Source organism: Saprospiraceae bacterium, from assembly GCA_016714025.1.
Lineage (GTDB): Bacteria > Bacteroidota > Bacteroidia > Chitinophagales > Saprospiraceae > Vicinibacter.
This window is the reverse complement of record JADJOB010000002.1, coordinates 1,584,021-1,607,710: the sequence shown is the minus strand read 5'-3', so window position 1 is coordinate 1,607,710 and position 23,690 is coordinate 1,584,021. Positions and strand designations below refer to the sequence as shown.

The following is a 23,690-nucleotide window of genomic DNA, read 5'->3' as shown; positions in this document are numbered from 1 at the left end:
TTAAATTTTTTGATATATTTATTTTTTATTTATATTAATATCCAATTATATGTTTGTAATATTACGATTTAATCAAATATGATAACAGTTGAAAAATTACACCTTTTGTCTTGGGTCGATAACATTGTCTAAACCCCTTTATATAATAAAAATCCAAAAGAAGGCCCCATCAATACATACATGTTTTAACTACAATATATTTAGGTTAAGCTGATGCAGTAATTATTTGAGGGAACCACAAAACATTTATTCAGCTAATTGTTATAAATTAAACTGAAAAAATACTTTGTGAAGATGACTAAGTTAATTTACTCTTTAATCCAATTGACTATCGGATCACACAATGGACTTTCACGGTGGGCAATCATTCCAGCCCATTGTCCGTTTTTATCGATTAAGAATTTTTGAAAATTCCACTTGACCGGCGCATCTTGTACTCCATTTTCTTCTTTTGTGGTCAACCATTTATACAAAGGGTCAATATGCTCCCCACTTACTGAAATTTTGGACATCATTTGAAAAGATACTCCATAGTTTTTACTGCAAAATTCTTTGATCTCCGTATTACTGCCGGGCTCCTGTTCTCCAAAATCATTAGAAGGAAAGCCGATAATCGCAAATTGTTCACCGCCATACATTGTATACAGTTCTTCAAGTTCTTTGTATTGATGGGTATAGCCGCACAAGGAAGCAGTATTTACAATTAATACTTTTTTACCTTTTAGTGAATTAAAATCAAATTCCTGGCCGTCAATAGTAAGCGCTTTAAAATCATACAGTGTTTTTAGATTCATTTGTTGGGAATAGGATTGGTTAAAAAATAAAAAACCACATGCAAAAAGTAAAATGCGTTTCATTTTGTAAAAACATTATAATTTGTAAATCAGAACCCTTGTAATCTAAACAGCAGTGCCGTTCTAAAGTTTTTAAACCAACAATTGAATCGATCAATAATTTTGAGAATTGGAATTAAAAAACTAATACATCTTATTGCGTTGCTCCAGGACTGCTTCATTTTCCAGGTACTCATCAAAATTCATCAGTTTATCAATACAACCATTGGGTGTAATTTCAATAATCCGGTTACACACCGTTTGCAAAAAAGTATGATCGTGTGAATTGATCAACACAATGCCATTAAACGCAATCATATTTTCGTTGAATGCCTGGATGCTTTCCAAATCCAGGTGATTGGTGGGTTCATCCAATAACAAGACATTGGGATTTTGCAACATCATCATGCTGAGCATAGAACGCACTTTCTCACCACCACTCAAAACTTTGCATTTCTTCATGACTTCATCTCCACTAAAAAGCATTCTGCCCAAATAGCCTCTTAAAAACACTTCATCAACATCGGTGTAGCTAGCCGGAACATATTGCCGTAACCAATCCATCAAATTCAATTCGTTTTGAAAATGCTCGCTGATATCCAATGGAAGATAAGCCTTAGATATCGTGGTTCCCCAACTGTAGCTTCCTTCCGGAGCTTCCTTGGTTCCTGACAACACATCAAAAAAGTGATGAATGGCATTTTGGTTCTTACTGATAATAGCCACTTTATCACCCTTGTTTAACACAAAAGAAATATCCCTGTAGTATACCTGCCCATCGACTGTTGCGCCAAGATGTTGCACATTCAGAATCTGATCTCCTACTTCCCGTTCGGGTTTAAATACTATGCCCGGATATTTTCTGGAAGATGGATGAATTTGCTCGATGTTCAATTTTTCCAATGCTTTCTTCCGGGAAGTTGCTTGTTTACTTTTTGATGCATTCGCAGAAAACCGCGCGATAAAATCCATCAACTCTTTTCTGCGATCTTCGACTTTCTTATTTTTATCTGACAACTGTCTTGCAGCCAATTGGCTCGACTCATACCAAAAACTGTAATTCCCGGTATACACGGTAATTTTTTGACGGTCAACATCTGCAACGTGGGTGCATACTGCATCTAAAAAGTGACGGTCGTGACTCACTACCACCACAATGTTTTCATAATCTGCCAAAAAGTTTTCTAACCACTTAATGGTATCTACGTCCAATCCATTGGTAGGCTCATCCAACAACAAAATATCTGGGTTTCCAAACAATGCTTGTGCCAACAATACCCGCACTTTCAGATTGGATGCAACTTCACTCATGGAGTTGTAATGCATTGTTTCCGGAACTCCAAGCGAACTCAATAAAGTTGCAGCTTCACTTTCTGCTTCATACCCCCCGATTTCACCAAACTCCTCTTCTAGATGAGCTGCCTTGTTTCCATCTTCTTCACTAAAATCTGGTTTTGCATACAAAGCCTCACGTTCTAGAATTAAATTCCATAATTTTTTATGGCCCATAAACACGGTGTTTAACACCGAATGATTATCAAACTCAAATTGATTTTGTTTTAATACCGCCAGTCGTTCGCCGGGAGATATATCGACACTTCCTTTATTGGGAAATAATTCTCCACTTAATATTTTAAGAAAAGTACTTTTACCTGCTCCGTTGGCTCCGATAATGCCATAACAATTGCCTTTGGTAAAACTGATACTGACTTCATCAAATAAAATTCGTTTTCCATAAGCCAGGCTAACATTCGTAGTGCTGATCATTTTGCTGAAATATTAATTTTCTTTTAAAAAATAAAATGGATTAAAAAATAATTTACACTAACAATTGAATTTCCTTTTTAACTGCGGAAAGTGCTTTATCTAAAATTGGTGTTGTTTTTTGATGCAAATGCGCGATTAAAACATCTTTAGAAGTATTTAAATCTGTTGATGCTAAATCATGACCTGTCCGATCAATTTCATTTAAAATTTCTTCTTTGGTCCAAACTACTATTTCCCAAAGTTTTTCACTTACGTATAATTGTTGCACCAAATTGTGTTCAAACTCTTGTTGAATCCCCATAGAAAGCAATTCACAATATTCAGCCGGTTTTGATCCGGAAATTGGAAATCGAAGTACCAGGTTTGTGATTTTTAAACGCTCAAGAAATAGGGTAATGCGTTCATAAGCCTGTAATTTTAATGGCAAGCTGGTTTGATACCGCTCTTTATTTTGAAGGGAGTATAGTTTGATGCGCTCCTGCTCAAAATACTGTTTAAGTAAAAAATAGACCGTCAGAAAAACTACGGTTGATGGGAGGGTGTACTTCAAAACTTCAAAAAAATCATTCATTCCTATCAAATTGGCTGCAAATTTAATCAATTACAAGAGCTGGCTTTAATCCGTTTGCAAAGAACCAAAAGCCTTAACTTTGTGTTTAAATATTAAATACTTGTTTATGCAGACAGAAACCATGCTTGAAGCACCTATATCCATATCAGATACCGCTATCAAACAATTGGAGCGCATCAAAAATGAGCAACAAATACCTGATAGTCATGGACTTAGAGTAGGTGTAAAAGGCGGAGGCTGCTCCGGCTTTAGTTATGTTATGGGATTTGACCTGGCTCAGGAAAAAGATCAGATTTTTGAAATAGGTGGATTTAAAGTTTTAATGGATAAAGCACATTCCCTTTATTTGGTCGGAATGCAAATTGACTGGGTTGAAGGCCTAAATAACCGTGGATTTACATTTGTTAATCCAAATGCAAAAGATACCTGTGGCTGTGGGCAATCCTTTTCAGCCTAAGCCGATCCAAATCCCAAATGAAAGATTTATTTGATTTATTAGCAAGGGCGATGATCGCAACGATTTCCCTTTTTGAAGCTTTTACTTCCGTATGGTTTATGCATCGTACCAAAGAAACCATGTTGGAATACGGACTTACCTGGAATCCTGACTTGCTGATTTACAGCACTGCGCTGGCCTTAGCCATTGGAGGCATTTTCCTGTTGATCGGATACCGTCCTGCTTTAGCGGTGACTTTATTACTACTCTATTGGGTCCCGGTTACCTTTATTGTCTATTCATTTTGGGATGATCCACGTCACATTCGCAACGTACAAGCGATCCACTTTATGAAAAATATTGCATTTATTGGTGGAATGATCCACGTCTTAGTTTATGGCACCGGTAAATACAGCGTGCGTCGCTTTTTTGGCGTAACCAAATTACCAAAAGAGAAATGGTGATTCGTTTTTATTTCAGAGCTATTCAACAGCTTCCGAAAGCTTGGTTCCGATGTTTGGTTTTTATTTTTGGTATTGTTGCAACGCTCTCCGCATCTGCCCAATCGTTAGGTAACTTCCGTTTCGATACTGTAAAAATTCCGGATTGGCCTGCAATCCATTCGTTTGTCTATGGGGTTATGCCTCCCCATGTATTAATGATTGGAGGACGAAAAGATGGTATACACGATAAAAAAACGGGCTTTGAAATTACTTCCAACAATTCATCCATGTATTTATGGAATACTCAAACCAATCAAATCACAGAACAAAATTTAGATGGGTTACCTATAGAATTGTTTGATTTTCTTTCTGCTTCCAATGCTCAATTTGTACAAGACAGTTCTTACCTCTACCTGATGGGAGGTTATGCACAATCGGTGCTGGGTGAATTCAAAACCTATCCTGTCTTTGCACGAATTGATTTAAAAAATATCATTTCAAGCATTCTCACAAAACAAGATATCAGTAATTCAATTAAATACACAGTCGATGATACCTTCGCAATCGCAGGGGGTCAGCTTCGCATTCTGGACTCCATATTTTATCTCGTTGGGGGTCATTATTTTTCCGGAAAGTACAATGACGATGCCAGCAAAACAGTACAACGCTATACGGATGCCTATCGAATGTTTAGAATTCAAAATACGCCCGATACATTTTATGTCAATACGCTTGCAGAAATTCATAATGACTTTAATTTTCATCGGCGGGATTTTAATTTAAATCCCATCATCGATGAACAAGGGAATAAAAAACTGATGGTTTATTCAGGGGTATTCCAATACAATATCAATCGACCCTTTTTAAATACAGCCACCATTGATCGTACAAATTACGAAGAGCGTTTTGATTTCGAACATAAACTGGCATCCTATACGTGTTCGAGGCTGGGCATTTATGACTCCATTAAGAATGAATTTCACCAGATTTTTTTCGGAGGGATGGCTGAATATTTCAAAGACTCTTCCAATCAAATTGTACGTGATCCGCTCGTTCCCTTTGTAAAATCTGTCAGTTGTCTTACGCGCAAACAAAACGGGAGTTTTGAAGAATCCTTGTTGAAAGAGGAATTGCCTGGTTATTTTGGAACCAATTCTGAAATACTTTTAAGTCCGGACCTACCCTTGTTTTTTCAGGATATAGTTGATTTAAACAAACTTCCTAAAGATTCCATTTTCATCGGAACTCTTTTTGGCGGTATATACAATCCAACAAACGAACGAAATCCCTGGGAAAAAGATCTGGCAAAACATACGGTCAGTAATCCGTACCTGATAAAAATTTATTATAAAGCTGCAATTCCAAACCGGGTGAATCAAATCAAATTAACTGAAAAAGAATTTTCTTTTCAATTAATTCCCAATCCAGTGACCGAGAAATTTATAGTTTCTTTTGATGCTCCGGTTCCTATAAAAAAAGCAACGATTTGGATTCAGGATGTCCATGGTAAAACTTGTTATTTTAAAAACATCACATCGATTGAACATCAGCAAATATCCATTGACTTTAGCAATCAAATTCCAGAAAATTACTTTATCCGAATTCTTGCAAATGATTCTTTTCTGTATGGAAGGTCGTTCCAACTCCAGAACTAATTAATTGGCAGCAACATGCTGCATTGCTTTTCTAAGATTGTTTCCAGTCCAGGCTCCCAATAATGCAGTGATCGCATAAAGGAATCCTGTCAGAATCACTAAAACAGAAGGTGCTACTCCCTGGAAAACACCTGAAATCATTTGAACCAGTGAACTGCTTCCATTCATTACAGCATAAATACAATAAGTCACACTCACAACATAATAGCTGGTAAAATGAATGATGAGTTTTAATTTCGAGGAAATATCAAATACCACACAACAGATCAAGGCTAAAAAATATACATTAATCCAATATGGAATGAATAAGGATGCTGTTGCCAACAGAATGGTTAAAAAAATAAAGAGTGATTTATTTTGATTCATTGCATTTAAATTGAATTGAATTATAGCCGGAACTTGCATCCGGAATGGTATCTAAAAATTTGAGTTCGTAGTATTTGCCGGCTGACCAGGTGTCAATCATTTCCTGATAATGCGGGCTACCGGGATTCCCGGATTGTCCTCCCGGATAAATTCCATAAGCATTCATTTTTGTCTTTCCCAATTCAACGATCATGCGCCAGGATGGACCAAAAGTTTTTGCATGGGCATTGATAATGTCTGCTGCTCCGGAGGTTCTTACAGAAACACCAAAAGAAGGAATCTTTGCCAAATGTGAAATGCTTGCATCTTTATATGCAGCCCAATCTTTTACTTTTAGCTGATTGTTTGCATAATAGATCAAACTATCAAAAGCAATTTGAACGATATCCCGTGCAGTTTCAATGGCTGGCGTTCCAACTAAATCAAAATAACTACTCTGTGGTTTTAATCGCAAACAATTGATAGTAGATTCATCGGATGGAATCGCAACATATTTTTTAGTACTGTCGAGTAAGAGTTCATCCCAAACCATTTTATGAAAACAAGTAAACCAAACATCAAAATAAACAGGTTCCACAGCGGTTGAATCGTAATTGTAATTCCAGTTTTTTAATTTGGTATAAATACCTTGAGCTTGTGGTGGTAATTTTGAAGAATCAATTTGCATCAACATAGATGGCAATGCCGTCTCCGCCCGCAAACTGTAACTGTTGTATTGCAAGGCTTTCATATCATCAATACTCCAACGCTCCTTATTTGTTAATAAGCGATTGATTAAAGTACCCCGATAATCTCTGAAGTCTCCATTGTTGTAATAATTTGGAAATGACAAATCGGTTGAACGCTGATTAGCAGATGAAATAAATCCTCTGGATGGATTTAAAATTTTTGGTATTTCATCCATTTCAAGAAAACCCTTCCAGGCATTTTTACTATCTGATCCATCCAATACAAAACGGCCTTGTTGATTCTTTTTAATTGGCATACGCCCTTGTACTGAGATTGCTACATCTCCATTGGTGGATGCAAATGCAAAATTCTGAGCAGGATATGGAAACTGTGTAATTGCAGATCGGTATTCTGAATAATTTTTTGCTTTATTCAAATCAAAAAACGTATTCATCTCAAATTTATCAGATGGATCCTGGATTATCCAATGCATAGCTAAATCATATTTTTTTGATCCAGCATCTGTATATACAACAGGACCCCATTTGGTCAAAAGGACCGTATCCATAACATCCGGTTGTCCTTTTATTTTAATGGTTTCAATGCGTGTTTCTGTTTTATGCCATTGTCCATCCAACTCATATTCAGTTCGACTTTCATCTTTCCATTTAATTTTATACCAGTCCATTACATCCCAACCGGCATTTGTGACACCCCAGGCAATGTGTTTATTAAATCCGATGACAACTCCGGGAATTCCAGGAAAAGTAACTCCATACACATTGATGTCAGGAGTTTGAATTTGTTGTTCAAACCAAATGGATGGCAAGGTCAATGATAAGTGCGGATCGTTGCAGAGTATTGGATTGCCGGTACTTGATTTCGTCGGACCCACCGCCCAATTATTGCTACCAAGTCCTGAACTTCCTTTTTCAGCTTGCCAGTCAAAATTTTCAAACAAGCCCAAACTATTGCTGGTGTCTTTCGCAATGGATTTAATGTAATCCCAACTCGTTCCTTTTGGAATAACCGGATCTGTCAAAGAATCCATTTCTTCAAAAAGAAAATTAAAATCAGCTCCAAAATAATTTCGCGCATTGGTCAATTCAACATCCATATCCCGACCGCATAAAACCTCAGACATGCTTTTATGAAACAAGGAAGATCGGTACGGACTCCAGGGCTCCGGTTTGTAATTCATTAATTTAAATTCAATGGGTAAATCTGCATCCCCTACCGTTTTGAGATAGGCATTAAATCCATCAGAATAAGCTTGAACCAATTCATAGGCTTCCGGACAACAACGCCAGGCTTCAACACTTTTTAGTGCAGACTCCTTCAATCCTTTGCGTCTTTTATTTTTATCAAACTCAAGTGCTTTGGGTCCGATAAGTTCGCTGATCCTTCCTTCAGCAGCGCGACTTGCAAAATCCATTTGCCACAAACGCATCATTCCATGGACATAGCCTTGTATGTAATAAGCATCTTTGGCAGATCGGGCAAAAATATGTGGCACCCATCGTTCATCAAAAACCACTTGCGAACTATCTGCCATTCCATGCATCGTTTTTGGAAAAGATGGATCTGGTTGCATGACATTCTTCCAAAAACCAGTAGCCGGACTAAAAAAAAATCCAATGGGTGGCAAACTGGAATCACCAATAGTAAAAGAACGGCTTAATAACAGATACCAGGCAATCGAACAGATAACCTGTACAAGTATTTTTAATCGTTTCATATTGAAGTTTATCGGATAAAAAACCATTCAGTCGGACTGGATAATTCCGGATCGAATGAATAATTCTCTAAATTAAATAATTTTAATGCGTCAGCGTGTTTCAGTTTATTTAGGATCATATAGCGTAACATAAGTCCTCTGGCGCGTTTTGCTGTATAACTTACAAAGCGCAAGGTATCATTTTTATATTCTCTGAAATGAATGTGGATTACCGGTTGTTCTATTTTATTTAAATTCAATACATCGAAATATTCCTGAGATGCTAAATTGATCAAGGCCTGACTTTTCGTACGATTTAAATCATCTTGCAAACAGCTGGTTATGGTATCACCCCAAAATGCATACAAGTTTTTTTTTCGTTGAACCTTCAATGCAATGCCCATTTCAAGTCGGTAAGCTTGAATCAGGTCCAATGGTCGCAACAGGCCATACAAACCTGATAAGATGCGAAAATGATCCGCAGCAAATTCAATTTGTTTTTTATCCAGTGTGTAGGCATCTAATCCACGATATACATCGCCTGCAAATGCAAACATGGCAGGTCTTGAATTTTCCAAAGTAAATTCTTCTGTAAAATTTTTATAACGCTCAACATTTTCAAGTGCCAGTTTTTCACTGATATCCATAAGATTCATCAATGATTTGACTGATTTTTTTCGGAGCGTTGCTATTAATTCCAACGAACGATCCACCATGCGTGGCAGTTCGATAGATGAAACGGGAACAGGAGATTTATAATTCAGATCCTTGGAGGGGGATACAATTGCAAGCATACCGATAATTCTGGTACATAGATACAAAATTATTTCGGAAAATATTAAACCTAAAATATATTAGTGTACATTTTTGATTTACCATATAATTACTTTTTCAAATCCAATTAGCCCATGTGAATCTTCTAATTTTAAAAGATATATTCCTGGATCAACATTTAAAATATCCAAAGAAAATGATCCCATGCTTGGCTCTAAATTCTTCTTTATAACTGTTTGACCTAAATGATTTATAAATTCCAATTGACTTTTAATATTTAAAGTCCCTGAAAGTAAAATCTGAAGTTCTCCATGAGCCGGATTCGGAAATACAGAAATAGTCTTCAGATAATTTTTAATGTCCGTATTGTTTGTGACAAATCGTATCGTACTATCACAGATCGGAGCTACGCCGGTGCGGTAGTTTGGATAGTATATTCTTGTTAATCTTCCATAAGAAGGCAATAGGAGACTATGAGGTTTAAAATCACAGTCTTTCCCTCTGTTGTCCGGATGATGGATTACTCCAAAATATTCTACACTGGTGGTAGGAACTACATATATTCTGCAATCCGGACCTAATTGCAAATTGCCAAAGGTAACAGTAGTCCAGGTTTTAAATCCATCCAGGCTATCTATTCTGATTACAGACTTTCCAATATCTGATGCTTCCATATCGTATTGGAATAATTCCCTCCGTGTACTTATGTATAGATACCTGCCGGAAGCTGAAAATTCGGCTCCACCTAGCGATGCATATTTTGGTGTATCTAATTCTATAAAATGGCTCAGCAATCCTGTTTGTCTGTCAAAATCATATAAAAAAACACCCTGTCCACCATCTCCATATCGTGCCATTTTTGTACCCTGTGGATTAAATTTGAATGCTCCTCCTCCAGAATAAATATAATCCAATTGTTTACCTATGCGTTGCTCAAATGGCCCCTGAAGTCCTCTTTCCGTTAATAAAAAAGTTCTAAATAAAGTATCCGGTCTTGCAGTGGGAGAAACAATCCACCAATCTACATTATTCGCATGCCGTGTAGCGCTAAGCTCTCCATAAGTGATCATGGAATCAATCACTATTTTGACATTTTTTTCAAAAACCTTTCCTAATCCATTATTTTTAGATAAATCAATCTTTGAAAACCTTAAAAAAGTAGAAGTTGGATATTGAATTGATTCGGAATAACTATTGTGAAACAACCAAATATAATTTTCATTACCAGGTTGTGGCAAATAAAAATGCGATTGATTACCACCCGGATATCCTTGTTCGCACCAAGTGCCTTGTTGTATGTAACCGGGATTTAGATTATCTCCATTCTCCATTAAATTTCCTTTCTTATCAACTATAATACACCCATTAGTATATGCCAATAAACTTCCATTTTCGTCTGAAATATTTGCGTTTACAGTACCAAACATTGTGTTTAATGGGTATTTATATGTTTGCAGTTTACCATTGTTAAAATCAAGTACAAAATTTTTTGGATCATTAGGACTTCCTATATATCCCATAGTCCATGTATAATCATGTTTATATTGTGCAATCAGTGATTGGCAATGCACATAAATAAAAATAAAATATATTAGTTTCATAAAATAAAAATAAAAAAAAGGTCGGCAAATTGCCGACACAAGTTAATAAATGCAATTTAATTTTGTTTACGTCAAGCAGGTGATCGAATTCATCTCGTAATTCAATAGTGTCTCAGTTTAAATTTAAATAAATTAAGTCAAAAATCAGGGTTTACCCTGATTCCCACTCAGGGTAAACCCTGATTTTTGATGGTTTATCGCTTGCTGTTTCAACCCTTTTGGTCCTTTATAAAATTTTTAAATCAACTAATTGAAATCAATAAAATAAAAATTATTTATAAACCTCGCTGGAGGGCGTTTTAGAGTTCCATGAAAATCGACTGTTATGAAATGTAAACTAACTCCTAATTGACTTTGTATATTAATGCCAGATGAATGGATTGATATAGCACGTGAATTGATTACTCATACGAATACGATCGAATGGTTCCAAATTTAAATCCAAAAGTAATGGTAAATGCTTGATAAAATGACTCCTGATTTACCAAGGGTGTTGGCGCATCAATGGTGCCGTTGCCATCAAAATCTGAGTTTCCAGTGCTGTATGGTGCGTACGATTGATTAATTTTTGTATGCCGAAATGAAAAATCCAGATAAGTCCGATTGCCCCGATAGCCAAGTCCCAGACTGTATCCCGGATTGTATTCATCCACATTTTTATAAGCCTGTTGAATTAATTCATAACCTGCTCTGAATCGATATTTACTTAAAGCCAATTCACCTCCAAAACGATATTGAATGCTTGACTTGTATTGCTTTTTAATTTCTGAATTCAATTGTTTTTCATATTCATAATCAGAGGGATTATCACTATCCGATGTTAGATTGTATTTAGCTGATGAAGGATCTACAAAATCAATATCGGCTGAAAGGAAACCGTAAGTTCCAATGGCTGCAACACTCAAAACCCATTGCATAGGGGTTCTTAATCGATAATTAAACTCACCGTCTGGCGAATAGGCAGTTAAACTGGTTTCTTTCATTCCATCATAATAAGTATAACTTAATTCTGTATTGAATTTATCTTTTAAACTCAAAACACCGGGTGATTGCCAGGCAACACCAAACCGCAAAGCCTGGATGGGTTTATAGATTAATCCCAATCTGGCATTCACGCCGGAAATTTCTGTTTCCAGTTTGTCCTTAAATTCCAGACTGATAAACGGAAGAAATTCATCTTTCGTTGATTCGTATTCTTTATAAGTATTGCTGCGTTTAAAATTTCCACTCGGAATATTGATACTGGCACCAAGCGCTAATTTTTCCTGGTAATTACCACCAAATCCAATTGAAAAATCATGTAAGCTGCCTCTTGTTTTTAGCAATTGTTCTTTTGGAATTGCAGCACCTGCATAGGCTAATAAATCTGTTGAATATACTGTCTGATTTGGATTTCCAACCGGATCAAACAAGGCACCGGTTTCGTATGCAAGCCCTGCTTCAAAATCGTCCAGATCATCCGGGTCCAATCCGATCAATCCACTTTGATTTGGATCCAATGACAATTCTAAAAATCGATCTGTTATTGAACCCGCACTTTTTCCTTTGAAATAGATGGTTTGATTAAAATCCGCCACTTTCGCAATTTGTAATGAAAAATTTAAATTCTTCCAATTGCTTCCTATCGGTTCATTAGTAATCATGAAGCCCAGGCCATTAAAATTAAATGACGTTTTACCCTCATCATAGCGATCATTTCCAGTGCCCTTCAGAATGGAATTGTTTTGTAAATAAGCAGGGCCCATAGAAATATAAAAATCTGATTTTCTAAATAATCCTAATCCGGCCGGATTAATCCCTATTGCCCCAAAATCAGCTCCCAATGCTCCCATAGCACCTCCAATTCCATTGAATCGTGCAGTTGCTACTGAACGGGTTAAACTGTATTGCAGTGCTTCTGAAGCAGTTTGTGCGACTATCAGTTCACTCCAAATGAACAGCAACAACAAGGTGCCAATTTTAAATTTAGCCATTTAACTTATGTTGAATATTAATTAATCAGAATTCAGTTTGAAGGAATTTCATTCATCCTATCTTGGTGAGCGACGGTTTCCTCCCGAAGATGACTCTTTATTCGAATTGGATCCTGAATTGGAATTCGAATTATTAGAGGTTCTTGATTCAGTCCGTTCCATTTTAGGTTGTGAAAATTCCGACCGTTCTCTTGGTTTAGATTCCGGACGTGGCATGGAAGGTGACTCCGATTGAAACTCGCGATGCGGTTTAAAGCGGTCCCCTTCTTCACGTTCCTGACGTTTAGGCGGGGCTTGGCGATCACTTGGTTTGGGTTCAACCCGCTCCGGACGATACTCACGTTTAGGTGGATTCGTTTGTCTGTCCGGTGCAGTCCGTTCACCAGGAGTTTCTTTCGGTTTATAAGTATCTCTTCCTCCACCCCGTTCTGGTTTGGGGGTTTCGTTATTATTTCCAGGCAATTCTTTTCTAACTGAATTGCGTTCTGGTTTGTATTCTGGTCTTGGCGTATAGTTATCTCCATCGGCTGAACGCACCACCCGTTTTTCAGGTGAAGGCTTAACATGATCGCCTGGTAAATCCGTAAATATTTTTGGAGACGGATTGTACACACGAACAGGTCCCCTTTTAGAGGTATTGGTTAAACCAAATCCGCGACTTCCTTTATACGTCCCTTTTGGATTGTCACTATAGCCGTTTCCATGATGATTGTTATGGTAATAATTTCCGCCATAGTAATAATTATAGGAGTAATAACTTCCCGGCCAATACGAATAGCTGTAAGGATTGCATCCCCATCCATAATATCCATCCCAATAATTCCAATAATTATATCTCCATGGACGGTAATGATAACGGGTATAACTGTAATAGGGAGAATAATACCAGGATGCAGAGTAAATATCCCGTTCAAAAAACCATGGATCATAACTAAAAGGATCGTAAAAGTAATAATCTACATAACAAGGATCATAATAGGAGAATCCTCTATAGGGTCTGTGAAAGCGTTTGATACGGGATGCATAATAATAATCCTGATCATCATATTCACTGTATTCATCATCGTAGCCCCCGGAATCTTTGTAAGCTTCTTCTTGCTGTTTTGATTTTAAGTCATCCTCCGGACGAATTTCTTTCTCATTCGGCTTGATGGTTTCCTTGTAATAGTTGTCTTCTTTACGAACCTTACTAGGATCGTAATACACATCATCAAATTGTGCTTTTATTCCTTGTGAAATTAAAACTAGGAAACTTGCGAAAACGAGCTGTTGATACGTGTTTTTCATGGTTTTCTCTTATTTATGGTCTAATATATAGATAACGTCTGCAATTTATTACTTTTGTGTCCGGGCTTAGTTAAAATCCATTTAAGATTTCTTGTGTAATGGGTTAATTTTTTTAACATGCCCCTCCACATAGTTAAGACAGGATATTTAGCATAAAAGTTTAATCAGAAGACTTTTTAATATGGCAAAAGAAATCAGTACAAGAAGCGCGGATTATTCGCAGTGGTACAACGACATCGTTTACAAATCCGGATTGGCAGACCAATCAGCCGTCCGGGGTTGCATGGTAATAAAACCGCATGGGTACGCCCTTTGGGAAAACATGCGCGATATTCTCGACCGGATGTTTAAAGACACCGGACATGTAAACGCTTATTTTCCCTTATTCGTTCCTAAAAGTCTGTTTGAAGCAGAAGAAAAAAATGCAGAAGGATTTGCAAAAGAATGTGCCATCGTGACCCATTACCGATTAAAAGCAGATCCAAATCAAAAAGGAAAATTAATGGTGGATCCGGATGCCAAGCTGGATGAAGAATTGGTAGTGCGACCTACTTCTGAAGCAATTATCTGGAATACCTATCGGGATTGGATCCAATCCTATCGCGATTTACCCATCTTAATCAATCAATGGGCCAATGTGGTGCGTTGGGAAATGCGAACCCGTCCATTTCTGCGGACCACCGAATTTTTATGGCAGGAAGGTCATACTGCACACGCCACTGCAGCAGAAGCCATTCAGGAAGCTGAACAAATGCACGAAATTTATACGCGGTTTGCTGAAGATTATATGGCCATTCCGGTAATCAAGGGATATAAAACTGCCAATGAACGATTTGCCGGTGCAGATGAAACCTACACCATTGAAGCCATGATGCAAGATGGTAAAGCCTTACAAGCAGGGACTTCTCATTTTCTCGGTCAGAATTTTGCAAAAGCATTCCAAGTGAAATACCTGACTGATCAAAATAAAGAAGAATATGTGTGGGCTACTTCCTGGGGTGTCAGTACGCGCTTAATTGGTGCATTGGTGATGGCTCATTCAGATGATGATGGATTGATTCTTCCACCAAAGCTTGCGCCGCAACAAGTAGTAATCGTACCTATACCAAAACCCAGTGAAGAAATTGAAGCGCAAGCAAATTTATTGATGGAAGCTTTTCGCGCACAAGGCATCCGCTGTTTTTATGATAAGGATGATAAAAATCGTCCGGGATTTAAATTTGCACAACATGAATTGAAAGGAGTTCCAGTGCGGATTGGAATTGGTACCCGTGATCTTGAACAAGGAGTCATGGAAGTTGCCCGAAGAGATACCAAAGAAAAACAAAGCATTCCAACGAATCAAGTCGTAAGTCACGTTGCAGATTTGTTGAATGAGATCCAAAACAATATGTTTCAAAAAGCTTTAGCTTTTAGGAATGAAAATTCTCATAAAGTAGATAGCTGGGATGAATTTGTAAAAATTCTGGAAGAGCGTCCGGGTTTCATTTATGCACACTGGGACGGTACCGATGAAACCGAAAATAAAATCAAGGAATTAACCAAAGCTACGATTCGTTGCATTCCATTGGATGCAAAAGAAGAAACCGGAAAATGTATTTTAACTGGAAAAGAATCTAAAAGAAGGGTGCTGTTTGCGAAAGCGTATTGATTGCTTTTAGGTAGATTTAAAACATGGTTGTTTTTTACTTTTTCACAGAATAAAAACCAACTAAAAACAAGACCGTCATTTCTATTGTTGGATCAAGTATTTCAACAAATTTTTCGATTTCCCAATCACGGGGATCGCGAAAATAAATATTGTATATCCGACAAAGCGTTTTTTGATCATAGCTCAGTTCCCAATTAAAATCCTGCGGATCGCGATCACGAGTTAAATAATACACCGTATCCTTGGCAGTGATTCTCCAGGAATCAAATTGGCCCGGCCAGGTTGCTGTAACAGTTATGAAGGTATTTCCTGATCGAATTTCCCATTCGTTGGCACGACCATTCCATCTTTGTAATATAAATCCAGACAATTCGCCGACCCTAAAATCCCATTGACTGTAATCTTCTTTTAATTGAAAACGGGCACGCAAACTTCCAACTTCCTGATCTTCTGCATCGAAAAAAATCCAATCACGAAAATCATCTGCGTAATAACTCCGCATAAAATGTATGTCCTGTGAAAATCCTACCGCAGTACACAAGACCAATGTAGCTATATAGACCGCTCTAAAAAAAGCGCTCATTAAAAAGGCAGGTCGTCAAAATTTTCAGAGGTATTTGCAAAAGGATCCGGTCCATCTTTATCTGCAACCAATTCCTGTCCGGCCAAATTTCCGGAAGCTTGCGCTGCATCTACTTTCCAGGCATTTAAATTGGTAAAATATTTACCCTGCCATTCTCTACCGCGTAAATCAAAATGGACTGTGATCTCATCATTTTCATTAAAACGGTCAATTACACCGCATCGATCCTGTACCAATTGAAATTTTACATACTGTGGGTATTGCTCCTGGGTTACTATTACAAACTCTCTGGTCGTAAAACTTGCTGTTTTGCTTTCAGCGTCCATTTTCTTAACCAGTTTGCCACTTATTTGAAAACTCATAGTTTTGATTTTGGGTAAAGATAAGAAAATCTGAAAGACTATTAGGCTGATAGGCTGTTAGACTGTTAGACTGTTGGGCTGTTAGACTGATAGGCTGTTAGACTGTTGGGCTGTTAGACTGTTGGGCTGTTAGACTGTTAGGCTGTTAGACTGATAGACTGTTAGACTGTTGGGCTATTGGGCTGTTGGGCAAGTTCAATTTCATTACCTGATTTTCCTCTAGAGGTTTTAAGTTTTCGTATTAAGCCCGCTAAAACTTTTTCAGTTTCAATAAATTTCGATTCACATAAATCCAGCTCCTTTTTTGTTAAGAAATTCAATTTTACCGCTAGCCCTATTTGATAGTGGGCTTCTTTAAGAGAAGAAAAAGCTATTTCCAAAAAGCGGTTATATTCTTTCTGGCTGTCACTCTGTAGGTAAATAAATAACAAAATAATTAACCAGCAGTCTAAAAGTCTAACAGTCTATCAGACTATTAGACTGTTAGACTGTTGGGCTGTTGGGCTGTTGGGCAAGTTCAATTTCATTACCTTATTTTCCTCTAGAGTGTTTTAAGTTTTCGTATTAAGCCCGCTAAAACTTTTTCAGTTTCAATAAATTTCGATTCACATAAATCCAACTCCTTTTTTGTTAAGAAATACAATTTTACCACTAGCCCTATTTGATAGTGGACTTCTTTAAGAGAAGAAAAAGCTATTTCCAAAAAGCGGTTATATTCTTTCTGGCTGTCACTCTGTAGGTAAATAAATAATAAAATAATTAACCAGCAGTCTAATAGCCTAACAGTCTATCAGACTATTAGACTGTTAGACTCTTGGGCTGTTGGGCAAGTTCAATTTCATTACCTGATTTTCCTCTAGAGTGTTTTAAGTTTTCGTATTAAGCCCGCTAAAACTTTTTCAGTTTCAATAAATTTCGATTCACATAAATCCAGCTCCTTTTTTGTTAAGAAATTCAATTTTACCGCTAGCCCTATTTGATAGTGAGCTTCTTTAAGAGAAGAAAAAGCTATTTCCAAAAAGCGGTTATATTCTTTCTGGCTGTCACGATAACTCCCTTCAACAATATTAGATGGAACTGCTATTACAGATCTTCGAATTTGCGAAGTAAGACCAAAAATTTCCTCTTTTGGAAACCTCTTGGTTAGGGTATAAACTTCCCTTACAAGATCATCTGATAAAATAAATGCACGCAACTTAGTGTAATCTCTCATAGTCAAAATATTTTAGGTGTTTATTCTTCAAAAATACAGTCTGTAGGTAAATAAATAATAAAATAATTAACCAGCAGTCTAATAGCCTATTAGGCTAACAGCCCATCAGCCCATCAACCTATCTGACTAGCAGTCTAACAGTCTAATAGTCTAATAGTCCATCAGCCTATTCCCTTTACAAAAAAGCCCTTCCCGTTTTGCAACGAGAAGGGTTCACTGTAATATGATATTTAAACCTGAAGCCTAGTTGTCAAACAGCACGAGTTTGATACTTTTAGTGTATTCCCCAGCTTCCATCTTCAGTAAATAAACTCCAGGTCCGGACAAGACTTCTTTTTTAATAGTCAAAGTATTCTGTCCCTCTTGGTAGCTTTCTTTTTTACGATAGATTAATTTTCCGTTTAAATCCGAAATACTGTATTGAATATCTGTACGCTCTTTCAAATAAAATTTGAGCGTCGTGAGTTGTGCAAATGGATTGGGCACTGGTTCGCCAATTATAATGTCTTCATCTGGATTGAATTCGTTCTTGCTTATTTGGATACCCAAAATTTCATCCTGATCTGTATATGCTTCTGCATTGATTACATCAGAATTAAATTCAATAGACGAAACAATTTGTTCGGTAAGATCCTGATCCGTTTCTATATAAAATAACAGATCCCCTTTGCTAATTTCAACATCCTGATCTGCATTCCATGAAACGAGAATATACGATTTGTCAATGTATGCCCAGCCGATATTTGGATCCATGATTGCAATTTTACCGGGTTTAATTCCTGTAATGTTTAATTGACTTGAATTAAATTTCAAGGTAAACTGCATGCCACTTAATCGCATAGCCTCTTTGGCAAATATTGGCACAAGATGCTTGTTGACCGGTTCGCCCAGTTCCAATTCCAAATTTTTCAAACTGCGGGTCTCTGCATGGTGTAAACCATTCCAGGTTGTTTGACTCACGTCCCCTACTTTGATTCCTCTGAAATCAGCATACATCATCGGTCCTGCTAAACTGATTATATTATATTCAGCCGGCAGATTCTCTATCCATGGATCATTAGGATCAGGAAACTGATAGTTTGCGTCTAAAAACATCCAGGATAAATTGCTCTTGTATTTTCCATCGACACCCAAGATTAATTTTCTTACAGCAGCAATATCTGCCGCAGTTACTCTATGGTCTCCATTGACATCTGCTGCCAATAAATGCCAGGGTGATGGAAATATTTCGGTGCCCAATATATGTCGTTGAATTTTTACAATATCCATCGTACTTACCCCATCGAGGTAATTTTTATCAACCAATGCTGTCACTCTATAATCATCTCCAATCCGGAGATTCGTAAATTCAAAACTTCCATTAAATTCTTTTTGCAAGATACCCTGTGGACCATCTACCTTGAGGGTTACTTCACTGACCGGTTGATCAAAAGGAGTAACAATTAATCCTGCAAGGTTTGCATTTAATGTGGGTCTGTTTCCGCACACTTTATTATTATCTTGTATTGTAATCGTAGTCGTACAATAATCCTGCAAACCAGTTATTTGATCAGTTACCCATAAATTTACTTTATGCATTCCCAGACTGTCGCAAGTATATCGGATCGACTTAATAGTCGTATCAGGAAAAAATGACAGCGTCACCGGATTCCCGCAATACTGGTAACTTCCTTTATCAACATCATTGGCCCAAACATCAATCATGCCTTCCAACCGACCGTCACCGTTGGTATCAATTGCCATGATATTGATATTAATACCAATTAAGCAATACGCGGTAGGAGGTTTACAATTTCTAACCTGAACAATTTGTGTACAAATTTCACGATTGCCACACAGATCATCAAAAATCCACAAGAAGCGATGTTCCCCAATAGGTAACTCTCCATCAAATGAAATTTTATTTCCTATAACGGCATAGGTACTGTCAAACAAACCATTGTTGTATAAATCCAATTTAAATGAACTGAACAATCGATCATCCGGAGTACACTCATCCTTCGCTTCATGACTCAGAGTAACACGCTCTTTCAAACAATTTTGATTTGTTATACACACCCGAACGGTATCGCAGTCATCCAATATTTTTGGTGGATTCTTGTTACTCACTTTGATAATTTGTTCATGATGCCAACTCGGACAAACTGTTTGACCTAATTGGGTATCATAATAGCATTGACACCAGTCAATGACTTTCCATTTTCTTAAAATTTTAAAACAAACTGCGGTATCCTGTACATAATTAAATTGGTGATCTTCATAACTTGTTCCAATTAAAGAACAATCATTGTCGATGAAAATAGGATAACCAAAGGTGTCCGGTAAATTTTTTGGATCCAAATCACCACCACATGAATTTACATGGTAATCATAAGGCCAGATAATATCGCCTCCATCGAAAGGATCATCATCATAGACTGTGATACGCTGACGGCAACTATCGTAGCGATTCATATTATCGCGAACCACGAATACCCGTTCGATATAGCCCAAACCGCATTGATTTAAAAATGAATCTACGTATTCATGCATGTGGACTACACAATTATCATAGTAAGTTGCTTCACCAAAACGTTTTAAATTAATGGTATCATTGTGTTTTGAACACGTCACACTGTAATCATGCGGACATTTAATGACAGGTGGTGTTTTATCTTGTATTTCAACGCGCACCATACAATCATTGTGATTACCGGATTTATCAACAACACGGAATATGACCATGACTTCTTTACCCGCATCTTCACAACAAAACTCTACATAGGGTCTGAAAAATGTATCCCTAATATTACAAGCATCTCCATTATCCATTCTTCTGGCTAATAAACTGTCGATATGACAATCGTCATACGAACCATCATCAAAAACGCTAGCCGGAACTGCAACAATATCATCCCGGGTCAATGTAACTACGGTGTTTTGCTGACAAACAGCCACAGGAGGTGTTTTATCATAAACGGTTACATAGACTTCGCAGCTGTCCGAATTATAACAACTGTCGCTGGCTACATAGACCACTTTGTTGATTCCAGGTAATAATTTAATATAACCCCCATTGGAATTATGTAAAATTCCACCAGGATAATAGATATCTACAGTGACATGATTTTGACAACTATCGTGTACAGCAATTTCAGGCATCCACACATTGGCTTCACAAGTATAACCACCGGCAGTGGTTACAGTAAAATCATAAGGACAATGCAATACCGGAGGTTTGGTATCTAAAATTTCAATGGTTTGTGGATGGGTGTGTACGACAGCCGTGCCACACCACCATTCCACAACTTTCCACAATCTCAGTATTTTCCTTTTACAAGGAAGATCCACTATAACTTGATCCTCATAATTCGTAGAGAGGTTACAAAAAAACAAATAAGATGGCCACAGAGAAAGTCCGTGTACATTGGGTACACCAGTTACATTAGGATGCGGATGGCCATTGGCATCTTTTTCATAAACACCGTTGCACTCTAAAATGCAATCCGTTGCTTTGTTAAAATTTTTTGGATAGGAAACTGAATCAATGGGTATTCGTTTCAACCAAAACATGGAAGTACAAATTTTTCCTTTATTACCAAGATTGTCTACCCCTTGCCAATAGCGGGTTAATTTTTTTAACAGGTAAGGATCACAATCAATATTTTCAACTTCTTCGGTTAATAAACTAATCGTTGGATAAGGATCGCAATTATCATAATATACCGGTGTTGAAAATGCAAGGGTATCGTTGCAATAAACGGTGTCCATTCTACATTCGATGTAAGGACCGAATTTATCTTCAACATAAATTTTACTCCAACACGAATTTTTACTGTTGGAATCATATACCATTGCGATGAGTTCTTGTTTTAGATAATCACCGGTTACATACGGACTTGTCGGTATGGGTTTGCGGTCATAACCCAATACATCTACCCTAAAACGGGCATTCGGACAGCCATCGACTCCACCTGTCAATAACATTTGAGGAGTGATTTCAGCCTCGCAACCAAAGCCAATCGAAACATTGACTTTTCCCTTGCAAGCCAATTGACATTGTGCTGAGAGAAAGTTCGTAGCATTTCCTAACAATAGGATGAAACAAAGTGACATCCAATGAATAGGAAGGAGGTACCCCGAAGGGCGTAGTTTTCTTAATCCGAAACCAAATGTAGTTATCGGTTGCATAAGCTTCAAGGTTTAAGTAATCTGCATACCGGTTTCTTTGATCGAAGAATACCGGGCGCAACAAAATCATTTTACAGTGTAACCGACGATTTCAAGAGCTTCAGTTTCCTGAAATAGAAGGTATTTCTTTTGAAGGCTTATTATCAGATGAAAACATCATCCACCAATGGTGGATTGCTCAGGTTAGGTAGGTATATATATAAATATTATTTATATATGGGACAAATATATGTAGTTGTTTTAATACAAAGCAAATTATATATGATATTTTTTTATATATTTTTTTATAATATTTATAAAGTGCTGATATTTAAGATCTGAGTATAAATTGGATTGGTGAATGAAGCTGTTAAGCTATCAAGCTGATAAGCTGATAAACTGATATGTTGTGAAGCCTTTGTACGCTTTAAGGATGTGGAATGACTTTAGGCAATTTAAAAATTATGTTGGAATCCACATATAGCTTGCCAGCTTATTAGCTTTACAGCTTAAGACTTCTTGCTATTCCTTCCCCATCAATCGCATCATTTTTTTATAGATCTCGGTATTCTCATAAATTCCTGAAAACAATTCTGCTCCGGGTCCAAAGGCAAAAACCGGAATCAAATCTGGCGTATGATGTTCGGTTGTAAAACCAGTTTTTAGTGCTCCAAATTTTTCACCACCAATAATTGCAAATCCACCTGTCTCATGATCAGCGGTTATAACCACCAGGGTATTTTGGTCTGCTGCTGCAAAATCCAATGCTTCTTTAACGGCTTTGTCAAAGTCAAGCATTTCCGATATGATATAATTTGCATCGTTGTCATGTCCTCCCCAATCTATTTGCGAACCTTCCACCATCAGAAAAAATCCTTTGCTTGATGGTTGATTTAAAAATGCAATTGACTTTGCGGTTGCCTGAGGCAAATAGTTTCGGCCTTTAGATTGTTTTTCCGGATCGCCATCCGCTGTAAAAAATGCCAATTTTTGTCCTAAAGGAAATTGCCAGGTATTTAAATCCTGATCAAAATAATCCTGAACCAGATAGTCCCGGTTTTTTAATACTTCAATTAAATTTATACTGTCCGTTGTACGACGGTTAAAATACTTCTTACCACCACCAATCAATAAATCAACATCCGTTGCCATTAAATCAACTGCAATTTTTTCGTAGTCATTTCGTGATTTTTGGTGGGCATAAAATGCAGCTGGAGTTGCATGCACAATGGTTGAAGTTACCAACAATCCGGTTTTATAGTTCTTCTTGGATAAATATTCTAAAATTGTTTGGTGAGGAATTCCCAAGGAGTCCAATCCCAAATACTTATTATTTGATTTCATACCAATTGAAAATGCGGTCGCTCCAGCTGCAGAATCGGTAATTAAATCATCCGCAGAATGACTTTTATGCAATCCAATGTGGGTGCAGCGTTCGAGCTCGAGGAAATTGTTGTTTGAATACAAACCAGCTGTAATCTGACTCAATCCCATGCCATCTCCAATCATGAAAATTATATTTCTAGGAACTGTTTTTTTACTTTGAATTTTTATATCCGAATTTGTTGCAACCAGGTGTTTCTGTGAATCATGAATTCCACAGGAATTAAAACATGTTAAAAAAACAAGCAACAATAAGA

General features: G+C 37.2%; 20 protein-coding genes. 4 read left to right on the top strand and 16 right to left on the bottom strand.

Annotation, left to right across the window (positions count from 1 at the left end; genetic code table 11):
* Positions 1–308: 308 nt before the first annotated feature.
* From IPJ80_09645 to IPJ80_09635, 3 genes are all read right to left on the bottom strand, one after another.
* Entirely contained in the window at positions 309–857 is a 549-nt protein-coding gene (locus IPJ80_09645; protein ID MBK7913748.1) for a glutathione peroxidase, read from the bottom strand.
* 120 nt (positions 858–977) lie between these two features.
* Entirely contained in the window at positions 978–2,600 is a 1,623-nt protein-coding gene (locus IPJ80_09640) for an ATP-binding cassette domain-containing protein (protein MBK7913747.1), read from the bottom strand.
* Positions 2,601–2,652: 52 nt separating this feature from the next.
* Positions 2,653–3,171 carry a hypothetical protein gene (locus IPJ80_09635; GenBank protein MBK7913746.1) on the bottom strand — a complete coding sequence of 173 codons (519 nt, stop codon included), beginning with the start codon at positions 3,169–3,171 and terminating at the stop codon, positions 2,653–2,655.
* 106 nt (positions 3,172–3,277) lie between these two features.
* On the opposite strand from IPJ80_09635, the gene IPJ80_09630 reads away from it, so the two are divergent.
* From IPJ80_09630 to IPJ80_09620, 3 genes are read left to right on the top strand one after another with little or no spacing between them, the layout of a single operon-like run.
* Positions 3,278–3,628, top strand: a complete 351-nt coding sequence (locus IPJ80_09630; GenBank protein MBK7913745.1) for an iron-sulfur cluster assembly accessory protein — start codon at positions 3,278–3,280, stop codon at positions 3,626–3,628.
* Between the two features lie 17 nt (positions 3,629–3,645).
* Complete coding sequence (locus IPJ80_09625) at positions 3,646–4,071, top strand: DoxX family protein (GenBank protein MBK7913744.1); 426 nt, start codon at positions 3,646–3,648, stop codon at positions 4,069–4,071.
* Positions 4,065–5,705 (top strand): DUF3244 domain-containing protein, encoded by a 1,641-nt coding sequence (locus tag IPJ80_09620; protein MBK7913743.1) that lies wholly within the window; start codon positions 4,065–4,067, stop codon positions 5,703–5,705. The genes IPJ80_09625 and IPJ80_09620 overlap by 7 nt, the downstream gene beginning before the upstream one ends.
* Here the strand turns inward: IPJ80_09620 and IPJ80_09615 are convergent, their stop codons facing one another.
* The 6 genes from IPJ80_09615 to IPJ80_09590 form a co-directional block, all read right to left on the bottom strand.
* The gene (locus tag IPJ80_09615; GenBank protein MBK7913742.1) at positions 5,706–6,071 is read right to left on the bottom strand and encodes a hypothetical protein; all 366 of its coding nucleotides are present in this window, start codon (positions 6,069–6,071) and stop codon (positions 5,706–5,708) included.
* Entirely contained in the window at positions 6,058–8,478 is a 2,421-nt protein-coding gene (locus IPJ80_09610) for a penicillin acylase family protein (GenBank protein ID MBK7913741.1), read from the bottom strand. The genes IPJ80_09615 and IPJ80_09610 overlap by 14 nt, the downstream gene beginning before the upstream one ends.
* A gap of 8 nt (positions 8,479–8,486) precedes the next feature.
* On the bottom strand, positions 8,487–9,251 hold the full coding sequence (gene yaaA, locus IPJ80_09605; GenBank protein MBK7913740.1) for a peroxide stress protein YaaA: 765 nt from the start codon (positions 9,249–9,251) through the stop codon (positions 8,487–8,489).
* Positions 9,252–9,329: 78 nt separating this feature from the next.
* Complete coding sequence (locus IPJ80_09600; GenBank protein ID MBK7913739.1) at positions 9,330–10,832, bottom strand: T9SS type A sorting domain-containing protein; 1,503 nt, start codon at positions 10,830–10,832, stop codon at positions 9,330–9,332.
* A gap of 401 nt (positions 10,833–11,233) precedes the next feature.
* Positions 11,234–12,805, bottom strand: a complete 1,572-nt coding sequence (locus IPJ80_09595) for a hypothetical protein (GenBank protein ID MBK7913738.1) — start codon at positions 12,803–12,805, stop codon at positions 11,234–11,236.
* 57 nt (positions 12,806–12,862) lie between these two features.
* Positions 12,863–14,092: a hypothetical protein gene (locus IPJ80_09590; GenBank protein MBK7913737.1), complete on the bottom strand. Its 1,230-nt coding sequence runs from the start codon at positions 14,090–14,092 to the stop codon at positions 12,863–12,865.
* A gap of 181 nt (positions 14,093–14,273) precedes the next feature.
* On the opposite strand from IPJ80_09590, the gene IPJ80_09585 reads away from it, so the two are divergent.
* Positions 14,274–15,743 carry a proline--tRNA ligase gene (locus IPJ80_09585; protein MBK7913736.1) on the top strand — a complete coding sequence of 490 codons (1,470 nt, stop codon included), beginning with the start codon at positions 14,274–14,276 and terminating at the stop codon, positions 15,741–15,743.
* A gap of 34 nt (positions 15,744–15,777) precedes the next feature.
* Here IPJ80_09585 and IPJ80_09580 read toward each other — a convergent pair whose 3' ends face one another.
* From IPJ80_09580 to IPJ80_09550, 7 genes are all read right to left on the bottom strand, one after another.
* A complete protein-coding gene (locus tag IPJ80_09580; GenBank protein ID MBK7913735.1) occupies positions 15,778–16,326 on the bottom strand; it encodes a hypothetical protein in 549 nt (182 codons plus the stop codon).
* A complete protein-coding gene (locus tag IPJ80_09575; protein ID MBK7913734.1) occupies positions 16,326–16,688 on the bottom strand; it encodes a DUF3127 domain-containing protein in 363 nt (120 codons plus the stop codon). The genes IPJ80_09580 and IPJ80_09575 overlap by 1 nt, the downstream gene beginning before the upstream one ends.
* A gap of 161 nt (positions 16,689–16,849) precedes the next feature.
* Complete coding sequence (locus IPJ80_09570) at positions 16,850–17,119, bottom strand: four helix bundle protein (protein ID MBK7913733.1); 270 nt, start codon at positions 17,117–17,119, stop codon at positions 16,850–16,852.
* A 110-nt stretch (positions 17,120–17,229) separates the two neighbouring features.
* The gene (locus IPJ80_09565; protein ID MBK7913732.1) at positions 17,230–17,391 is read right to left on the bottom strand and encodes a four helix bundle protein; all 162 of its coding nucleotides are present in this window, start codon (positions 17,389–17,391) and stop codon (positions 17,230–17,232) included.
* A gap of 153 nt (positions 17,392–17,544) precedes the next feature.
* On the bottom strand, positions 17,545–17,901 hold the full coding sequence (locus IPJ80_09560) for a four helix bundle protein (protein MBK7913731.1): 357 nt from the start codon (positions 17,899–17,901) through the stop codon (positions 17,545–17,547).
* Between the two features lie 243 nt (positions 17,902–18,144).
* Positions 18,145–22,071: a T9SS type A sorting domain-containing protein gene (locus tag IPJ80_09555; protein MBK7913730.1), complete on the bottom strand. Its 3,927-nt coding sequence runs from the start codon at positions 22,069–22,071 to the stop codon at positions 18,145–18,147.
* A gap of 501 nt (positions 22,072–22,572) precedes the next feature.
* Complete coding sequence (locus IPJ80_09550; GenBank protein MBK7913729.1) at positions 22,573–23,559, bottom strand: alkaline phosphatase; 987 nt, start codon at positions 23,557–23,559, stop codon at positions 22,573–22,575.
* Positions 23,560–23,690 lie beyond the last annotated feature (131 nt).

Bases quoted from the DNA above. Each gene is read 5' to 3' on its own strand.
- yaaA (MBK7913740.1), bottom strand. From the start codon at position 9,251: ATGCTTGCAATTGTATCCCCCTCCAAGGATCTGAATTATAAATCTCCT.
- IPJ80_09575 (MBK7913734.1), bottom strand. From the start codon at position 16,688: ATGAGTTTTCAAATAAGTGGCAAACTGGTTAAGAAAATGGACGCTGAA.
- IPJ80_09645 (MBK7913748.1), bottom strand. From the start codon at position 857: ATGAAACGCATTTTACTTTTTGCATGTGGTTTTTTATTTTTTAACCAA.
- IPJ80_09560 (MBK7913731.1), bottom strand. From the start codon at position 17,901: ATGAGAGATTACACTAAGTTGCGTGCATTTATTTTATCAGATGATCTT.
- IPJ80_09555 (MBK7913730.1), bottom strand. From the start codon at position 22,071: ATGCAACCGATAACTACATTTGGTTTCGGATTAAGAAAACTACGCCCT.
- IPJ80_09610 (MBK7913741.1), bottom strand. From the start codon at position 8,478: ATGAAACGATTAAAAATACTTGTACAGGTTATCTGTTCGATTGCCTGG.
- IPJ80_09590 (MBK7913737.1), bottom strand. From the start codon at position 14,092: ATGAAAAACACGTATCAACAGCTCGTTTTCGCAAGTTTCCTAGTTTTA.
- IPJ80_09595 (MBK7913738.1), bottom strand. From the start codon at position 12,805: ATGGCTAAATTTAAAATTGGCACCTTGTTGTTGCTGTTCATTTGGAGT.
- IPJ80_09640 (MBK7913747.1), bottom strand. From the start codon at position 2,600: ATGATCAGCACTACGAATGTTAGCCTGGCTTATGGAAAACGAATTTTA.
- IPJ80_09625 (MBK7913744.1), top strand. From the start codon at position 3,646: ATGAAAGATTTATTTGATTTATTAGCAAGGGCGATGATCGCAACGATT.
- IPJ80_09620 (MBK7913743.1), top strand. From the start codon at position 4,065: ATGGTGATTCGTTTTTATTTCAGAGCTATTCAACAGCTTCCGAAAGCT.
- IPJ80_09600 (MBK7913739.1), bottom strand. From the start codon at position 10,832: ATGAAACTAATATATTTTATTTTTATTTATGTGCATTGCCAATCACTG.
- IPJ80_09635 (MBK7913746.1), bottom strand. From the start codon at position 3,171: ATGAATGATTTTTTTGAAGTTTTGAAGTACACCCTCCCATCAACCGTA.
- IPJ80_09615 (MBK7913742.1), bottom strand. From the start codon at position 6,071: ATGAATCAAAATAAATCACTCTTTATTTTTTTAACCATTCTGTTGGCA.
- IPJ80_09585 (MBK7913736.1), top strand. From the start codon at position 14,274: ATGGCAAAAGAAATCAGTACAAGAAGCGCGGATTATTCGCAGTGGTAC.
- IPJ80_09550 (MBK7913729.1), bottom strand. From the start codon at position 23,559: ATGATTGGAGATGGCATGGGATTGAGTCAGATTACAGCTGGTTTGTAT.
- IPJ80_09630 (MBK7913745.1), top strand. From the start codon at position 3,278: ATGCAGACAGAAACCATGCTTGAAGCACCTATATCCATATCAGATACC.
- IPJ80_09580 (MBK7913735.1), bottom strand. From the start codon at position 16,326: ATGAGCGCTTTTTTTAGAGCGGTCTATATAGCTACATTGGTCTTGTGT.